Below are 6,984 nucleotides of genomic sequence, written 5' to 3'. Positions count from 1 at the left end.
TTTTTACCTACGGCAAGCACCTGGTCAAATCGACGTTCCGCTATCATCGCTTTGCCGCATATGACATGTTTATGACCATCGCTCCGGGCATGCTGCTGTCCCTGATCTCCATGCTCGCCAACGCGACCTTCCTCATCGTGGGCGGGCTTTCGCACGGCTTCTTGGCCACCGAGGTCGAGATGCAAGCTTGTGCCGCTTCGCTCATCATGACCTTCGCGATGATGTACCAGACCTTCTTTATCCTGGCACTGCTCACGACCATCTTTGAGTACAAGCATATTCACTGCGCGCAAAAGTGGCGTTTGGTGACCAACCTGTTTACCTTCCCGATCTTTATGTTCAGCTATATCCCCATCACGGTGGCGGCCCTGTTCCTAAAGGTCGACTGGGTCCCGACGCAGCACGCCGTCAACGTTACCCTCGACGAGGTCATGCAAGGCGCCAAATAACCACCACCAAAACCACCACAAAGGGGACAGGCACCTTTGTGGTGGTTTTTGCTTTCGAGTAGCTGCCCAAGGAGGTGCACGATGCCCTACATCCCATTTTGGATTTGCATCTTTGCCGGTGCGTTGGTTGATGCCCGTGAGCGACGGTTTCCCAATGAGCTTGCCGGCGTGTGTGCGGTGGCGGCGTTGGCAGGCGTCTGGCTCGACAAGGGCGTTACCACGGCGCTTGACCACGCCGGTCTTGCGGTCATCGTCTACCTTGCCCTTGTGCTCACTGAGTCGCTCTGGCGGCGCCTTCGCCACGCCCCCGGCATCGGCATGGGGGACGTCAAGGCGCTCTTCGCGCTTTGCACGCTTGACCCTCTGGGCGGCATCGTGGCATTTGCCGTCGCGCTCCTGGTCCTTGCCCTCTCCTGCCTCTTCACAAAATCGCGCTCCCTGCCATTGCTCCCGTTTTTGGTGCCGATTTTTGCCATAATCGAGGTCGTGGGCTGCACATTGTAACCGATTGCGCATCCTTCTTAAGGAGCATGCCATGGCAACTAATCAAGAAACGGCCGTCATTAAGGCGCGCATGGACCGGATTCCGTCGGCGTTGTCGCCCGAGCTTGTCGAGCGCATTTCCGCCGATCGTGCTTCGGGTTCTGTCAACCCGTATCGTTGCAACGACAACCAGGTCATTCGTCGTATTGATCGCGCTGCCGACAAAGGCACGCTTATGCGACCGGCATTTATGCGCGATACCGAAAAGATTCTTCATCTTCCGGTGTACGCCCGTTATGCAGGCAAAACGCAGGTTTTTAGCTTCCGTAGCAATGATGATCTGTCGCGCCGCGGTTTGCATGTGCAGCTTGTCTCGCGTATCGCACGCGATATCGGTCGCGCCCTGGGGCTCAACTGCGATCTGATCGAGGCGATTGGCTTAGGCCACGACTTGGGCCACACGCCCTTCGGCCATGCCGGTGAGCGATTCCTCAACGATATCTATCACGAGCGTACCGGCCGCTTCTTTTTTCATAACGTGCAGTCGGTTCGCGTGCTCGATGCGCTGTACGGTCGTAACGTGTCGCTCCAGACGCTCGACGGCGTCTTGTGCCATAACGGCGAGTACGAGCAACGCGTGTTTGAGCTTTCGGACATGGGTTCCTTTGACCAGTTCGACCGAACCGTCGAGGAATGCATTGCCAAGGGCTATAGCGCAATTGAGCACCTGCGTCCCATGACGCTCGAAGGCTGCGTGGTCCGCATCTCGGATATCCTTGCCTACGTTGGGCGCGATCGCCAAGACGCCATTGCGGCGGGCCTACTGGCACCCGATGCTTTTGACGATGGCTTGGGTGGGGCATACAACAGCTGGATCCTTACGCATGCCTCCATCGATATCGTTGAGCACAGCTATGGCAAGCCGCGCATCGAGATGAGCGAGGACCTGTTTGAGGAGATCCGCCGAGCCAAGCGCGAGAACTACGTAAAGATCTATAGCAAGGGCGGCATCGAAGGCGACTCCGAAGCGGAGCTGCGCGAGGCGTTCGAAAAGCTCTACGACCGTTGCCTGCAGGATATAAACGAAGGCGACGAGTTCTCGTACATCTTTAAGCATCATATTTCGCGCATTGAACAGCAGCTTTCCTACTACGATCGCACCTATGCCTGGCAGGACGATAAGGATCAGACCGTAGTGGATTACATTTCGAGCATGACGGACGGCTATTTCTGTGAGCTCACGAGCAAGTTGTTCCCGGGATTAAAGTTTCCGCACCGTACCTATATTAACGAACGGTAGTTCGTATATATTCGGTATACTGTTAGAGGAAAACGTTTTTGATTGATGCACGGGATGGCTATGGACGACCTTTTTTCTGCTTCGACGCGCGAGCGTTCCTTTCAGAATGCGCCGCTCGCGGTGCGCATGCGCCCCAATTCGCTCGACGAGTACGTGGGTCAGCAAAAGGCCGTCGGTAAGGGCTCGTGGCTGCGCGCCGCGATTGAGCATGACGTTCTGTCGAGTGTGATTCTGTATGGGCCGGCCGGTACGGGCAAGACGACGCTGGCGCATATCATCGCCAACCATACCAAGAGCGAGTTTGTTGAGGTCAGCGCCGTGACGGGTACCGTGAAGGACCTGCGTCGCGTGATTGACGAGGCCAAGACGCGCTTGAATACGTACGACCGACGCACCATTCTATTTATCGACGAGATCCACCGCTTCTCCAAGTCGCAGCAGGATGCGCTTTTGCATGCGGTTGAGAACCGCACCGTCATTATGATTGGCGCTACGACGGAGAATCCGTACTTCGAGGTCAACTCGGCGTTGCTCTCGCGTGGTCGCGTGGTGGAGCTTGAGCACTTAAAGGACGAGGATATTGCGACGCTCATCGAGCGTGCACTCGAGGCGCCGCAGGGTCTGAACGGCAAGTTCTCGGCCGATGAGGATACGGTTAAGACCATCTGCACGCTGGCCGCGGGTGATGCTCGCTCGGCGCTCACGACGCTCGAGCTTGCAAGCGAGATTGCCGTAACGCGTCCCGATACCGAGGGAACGCCAGCGCCGGCGGCGGGGGAGCGCTATCCCATCACCGTGGATGACGTTAAGATTGCCAACCCGCGTCGTGGCTTTTCGTACGACAAAAACGGTGACATGCACTATGACATTATCAGTGCGTTCATCAAGTCTATGCGCGGAAGCGACCCCGATGCCACCATTTATTGGCTCGCGCGCATGATCGATGCAGGAGAGGATCCCAAGTTTATTGCTCGCCGCATTATGATCCACGCTTCCGAGGACGTCGGAAACGCCGATCCGCAGGCGCTTTTGGTGGCGCATGCCGCGTTTAAGTCTGCCGAGGTCATTGGCTATCCCGAATGCCGCATTAACCTGGCTCAGGCTGCGCTCTATGTTTGCCTGGCGCCTAAATCTAACGCGTGTGAGGCTTCGATCGATGCGGCGCTGGCAGATATCCATTCAAGTGGGCTGCGCGAGGTGCCGAGTTATCTGCGCGATCGCCATCGTCCGGGCAGCGATGAGTACGGTGTGTACAAGTATCCGCACGATTATCCCGAAGGCTGGGTCGATCAGTGCTATTTGCCCGAAGGCCTGGAGCGCGGTGCGTTTTGGCAGCCTGCCGGTCGCGGTTGGGAAGAGTGGCGTGTGGAGCAAAGCGAACGCGACCGTAGCGGCAACGCTCCCAAGTAGGTCATTGGCGCCTCGCGCATTCCCTTTGGGTAACTTTCCCCTTCTTTGGGGTACCATGAACAACGTCTGTATTTCGATTCCTTCGGAGGCTTGTATGAGTCCCATTCAAATCGCTCTGCTGCTGCTCGCCGTTGCCGGCGTGTGGGCCGTCGTTGAGCTTGCACTCACCCTGCGCAAGACCCGCACCGTCGTCGATTCGCTCGACAAGACGGTGAGCGACCTTAACAACACGCTCGCCGAGGCACAACCCGTGGTGGCAAAGCTCGATGGCGCTGTCGATGAGCTCACCCCCGCGCTGGCACAGGTTGAGCCCCTACTCAAGTCGAGCAAGACCGCCGTCGACGCCCTGACGTCCAACCTCGTTGAGGTTGAGGCGGTCGTTCGCGACATCTCTGAGGTCACGGGCGCCATGGCCGAGGCCAGCAATGCCGTATCGAACGTGACCGACTCTGCCGCCGGCGCCGTGCAGAAGCTCTTCAATAAGGTGAAGGCTCCTGCAGCCGACGCCGATCGAAAGCTCGCCGCTGCTGCCGCCGAGGCCGAGCAGCCTACCGAGCGCGTTCTGATTGGTGAGGCTGAGGACGAGGCCGCCGATGGTGCGGATGTGGCTCAGAAGCCCGCTACCAAGCCCGCTCAGTATTACACCTATACGCCCACCGAGACCTCCGAGGAGTCCTGCGATGAGTAGCGAAGCAACCTGCCCCATCACGCTGACTGTTGCCGGAGACCCGCGTCTGGCGCGCCTTGTGCGCATGACGGCCGCTAACGTCGGCGCCTTGTGCTCTATGTCCGTCGATCGCATCGAGGATATCCGTATGGCTGCCGAGGAAGCCTTCATCTTTGGCTGCACGGCCATTGATTCCGACGATATCTCGATCAAATTCGATGTCGACGAATCGCATGTGGGCATGACCTTTACCTTTGGCGACCAGGCGACTGTCGATGAGGATGACCAGGCTGCCGTGTATGCCGAGCTCATTCTTGCAAGCGTGTGCGATTCCTACGAAAAGACTACGGCGCCCCTAACGCTTTCCCTCGACCTCAAGGCGGATATCTAATATGACCGAACGTTCCCGGAGCGGCAAGACCGCTTGGGACAAGGAGAAAACCCGCGAGCTGTTTCGTCGCTATAAAGAGACCGGTGATCCGGACGCACGCGAGCAGCTCGTCATGTCCCATATGAACCTGGTAAGGTTTCTTGCCAACAAATTTAAGAACCGCGGCGAGCCACTCGATGACCTTTTGCAGGTCGGCTATCTGGGCTTGCTCAAGGCAATCGATCGCTTTGACCCTGAGCGCGGGCTCGAGTTTACGACGTTTGCCACACCCACCATCCTGGGCGAGATTAAGCGCCACTTCCGCGACAAGGGCTGGAGTGTGCGCGTGCCGCGTCGTCTGCAGGAGCTCTCTGCCAAGGTTAATCAGGCCACCGACAAGCTCACCAACGAGCTTCAACGTTCGCCCAAGGTTGAGGAAATCGCCGATTACCTGGGCGTGACCGTCGACGAGGTGCTCGAAGCCATGGAATCGTCCTCGGCCTACACCTCGGTGCCCATTGAGGCCCCCGGTGCGTCCGATTCTGACGATGCGCCTTCGATTCTCGATCGCTACGCCGACGACGACAACGAGCTCGACTTTACCGATGATCGCCTGGTAATCGAGGAAGCCATCCGCGATTTCTCGCCGCGCGAGCGCGAGGTAATCGAGCTGCGCTTTGTGAAGGGCATGACCCAGATCGAGATTGCCAAGAAGCTGGGCATCTCGCAGGTACAGGTCTCGCGTCTGCTGCGTCGTACCCTTAAGAAGATTCAGGACAAGATCGACCCCGACGGAGTGATGGTTCGTTCATGAATGAGCACCCCCAACAAACCGACCGAACGCTGCGCGATACCCGTATTCTGACGTTGCGCATTTGGGGCGTCGTCGGCTGCATTGTCATCGCCGCCGTCATCTTTAACCTTATGGGCATCCTGGCGCCGGTCATCGAGTTTCTCGCTGTCGGTTCCATCATCGCTTTTGTGATGTCGCCGATCACCAATTGGCTTGAGCACCATGGCGTGAATCGCGGCATCGGTTCGCTTGTTGCGCTTATTGTGGTCGTTGCCGTGCTCGTCGGCGTCGTTTGCATCTTGTCGCCGATTCTCTTTGGTCAGATCATGGAAGTCCTGAGCCGCCTGCCCGAGCAGCTTCGTGTTGCTGGTGGCGACCTCAACGAGATGATCTCGCATGCCAAGACGCTCAATAACACGCCTCTCAAGGAGTATCTGGACGATAACCTTTCTTCGCTCGTTACGGTGGCGTCCAAGTATGTCTCGCAAATCGCTGCCGAGCTCGGTCGCGGTGTATTCCCGCTCATTACCAATACGGCCTCGCAGCTGTTCGTCATCTTCCTGGGCTTGGTGCTTGCCTATTGGTTGGCCTGCGACTATCCCCGCATGCACCACGAGGTCTGCACCATCATTGGTCAGGAAAAGGAGACCTCGTACCGTTTTATGGTCGCGATTCTTTCGCGCTCGGTCGGCGGCTACATGCGTGGCATGGTCGTAACGTCGATCTGCGGTGGCATCCTCGCCTTTATCGGCTTTACGATTATCGGGCATCCGTATGCGGCACTCATGGCCATCTTTACCGGTATCATGCACTTGGTCCCAGTTGTCGGTCCCTGGGTGAGCGCGGCCATCGCCACGGTGCTCGGCTTTATGTTCAGCCCCATGCTGGCGTTATGGACCTTGATCGTGACTATGGTGGCACAAAATGTCACCGACAACGTCATTTCGCCTAAGGTCATGCAGAGCTCGGTCCAGGTGCATCCCATCATGAGCCTGACGGCCCTCGTTATTGGTTCGGCACTCATGGGCCCCATCGGCATGGTCATCGCCATCCCGTTGTGCGCGGCCCTCAAGGGCATTTTCGTCTACTACTTTGAGAACGAGACCGGCCGCCAGCTTGTGGCATACGATGGCGCCGTGTTTAAGGGCACGCCGTATCGCGATGCCGAGGGTAACCCTGTTGCCGCCTACGATGCGCTTGGGGACGATACGTTCATTTATGAGTCCGAGCTCATCGGCAACGAGACCGCGCCCGAGGCCCAGGCTATGCCCAAGCCCGAGCTCGATAATCCTTGGATTAAGCTCTCGGGTCTTCAGCCCGACGCGACGGGCTTTTTCAAGAACCCTTTCGCCAAGGATGACGATTCCAATACGGACGACGACACCAAAACCGGCATCGACGGCTCCATGGATGATTCGGATTCCAAATAAGCTCCGTTAACGTTTCTTGATATTGTAAAAGACAAGAAACACGAGCAAAGCGACTGATAAGGGGCCGGCTACATAGAAATAG

Annotated in this window: 7 protein-coding genes and 1 pseudogene; all 8 read left to right on the top strand. The window is 57.6% G+C overall.

Annotation, left to right across the window (positions count from 1 at the left end; all coding sequences use genetic code 11):
- Nucleotides 1-449, top strand: a pseudogene (locus AB5Z20_RS08725) (N-acetylglucosaminyltransferase); the annotation flags it as partial.
- 81 nt (nt 450-530) lie between these two features.
- Complete coding sequence (locus tag AB5Z20_RS08720; protein WP_368156977.1) at nt 531-953, top strand: prepilin peptidase; 423 nt, start codon at nt 531-533, stop codon at nt 951-953.
- A 31-nt stretch (nt 954-984) separates the two neighbouring features.
- Complete coding sequence (locus tag AB5Z20_RS08715) at nt 985-2,232, top strand: deoxyguanosinetriphosphate triphosphohydrolase family protein (protein ID WP_368156976.1); 1,248 nt, start codon at nt 985-987, stop codon at nt 2,230-2,232.
- A 60-nt stretch (nt 2,233-2,292) separates the two neighbouring features.
- On the top strand, nt 2,293-3,642 hold the full coding sequence (locus tag AB5Z20_RS08710) for a replication-associated recombination protein A (RefSeq protein ID WP_368156975.1): 1,350 nt from the start codon (nt 2,293-2,295) through the stop codon (nt 3,640-3,642).
- A 94-nt stretch (nt 3,643-3,736) separates the two neighbouring features.
- Nucleotides 3,737-4,330: a hypothetical protein gene (locus AB5Z20_RS08705; RefSeq protein ID WP_368156974.1), complete on the top strand. Its 594-nt coding sequence runs from the start codon at nt 3,737-3,739 to the stop codon at nt 4,328-4,330.
- Nucleotides 4,323-4,700, top strand: coding sequence for an ATP-binding protein (locus AB5Z20_RS08700; RefSeq protein ID WP_368156973.1), 378 nt, complete (start codon nt 4,323-4,325; stop codon nt 4,698-4,700). Before AB5Z20_RS08705 ends, AB5Z20_RS08700 begins: the two co-directional genes overlap by 8 nt.
- Nucleotide 4,701: 1 nt before the next feature.
- Complete coding sequence (locus AB5Z20_RS08695; protein ID WP_117635146.1) at nt 4,702-5,493, top strand: RNA polymerase sigma factor SigF; 792 nt, start codon at nt 4,702-4,704, stop codon at nt 5,491-5,493.
- Nucleotides 5,490-6,902: an AI-2E family transporter gene (locus AB5Z20_RS08690; RefSeq protein WP_368156972.1), complete on the top strand. Its 1,413-nt coding sequence runs from the start codon at nt 5,490-5,492 to the stop codon at nt 6,900-6,902. Before AB5Z20_RS08695 ends, AB5Z20_RS08690 begins: the two co-directional genes overlap by 4 nt.
- Nucleotides 6,903-6,984 lie beyond the last annotated feature (82 nt).

It is taken from the genome of Collinsella aerofaciens (assembly GCF_040910245.1).
Lineage (GTDB): Bacteria > Actinomycetota > Coriobacteriia > Coriobacteriales > Coriobacteriaceae > Collinsella.
The sequence above is the reverse complement of the archived record's forward strand: the minus strand, read 5'-3'. Positions and strand labels throughout refer to the sequence as shown.

What these genes read in the sequence shown, in the direction of transcription:
- AB5Z20_RS08720 (WP_368156977.1), top strand. Translation starts at nt 531, where the DNA reads ATGCCCTACATCCCATTTTGGATTTGCATCTTTGCCGGTGCGTTGGTT.
- AB5Z20_RS08715 (WP_368156976.1), top strand. Translation starts at nt 985, where the DNA reads ATGGCAACTAATCAAGAAACGGCCGTCATTAAGGCGCGCATGGACCGG.
- AB5Z20_RS08710 (WP_368156975.1), top strand. Translation starts at nt 2,293, where the DNA reads ATGGACGACCTTTTTTCTGCTTCGACGCGCGAGCGTTCCTTTCAGAAT.
- AB5Z20_RS08705 (WP_368156974.1), top strand. Translation starts at nt 3,737, where the DNA reads ATGAGTCCCATTCAAATCGCTCTGCTGCTGCTCGCCGTTGCCGGCGTG.
- AB5Z20_RS08700 (WP_368156973.1), top strand. Translation starts at nt 4,323, where the DNA reads ATGAGTAGCGAAGCAACCTGCCCCATCACGCTGACTGTTGCCGGAGAC.
- AB5Z20_RS08695 (WP_117635146.1), top strand. Translation starts at nt 4,702, where the DNA reads ATGACCGAACGTTCCCGGAGCGGCAAGACCGCTTGGGACAAGGAGAAA.
- AB5Z20_RS08690 (WP_368156972.1), top strand. Translation starts at nt 5,490, where the DNA reads ATGAATGAGCACCCCCAACAAACCGACCGAACGCTGCGCGATACCCGT.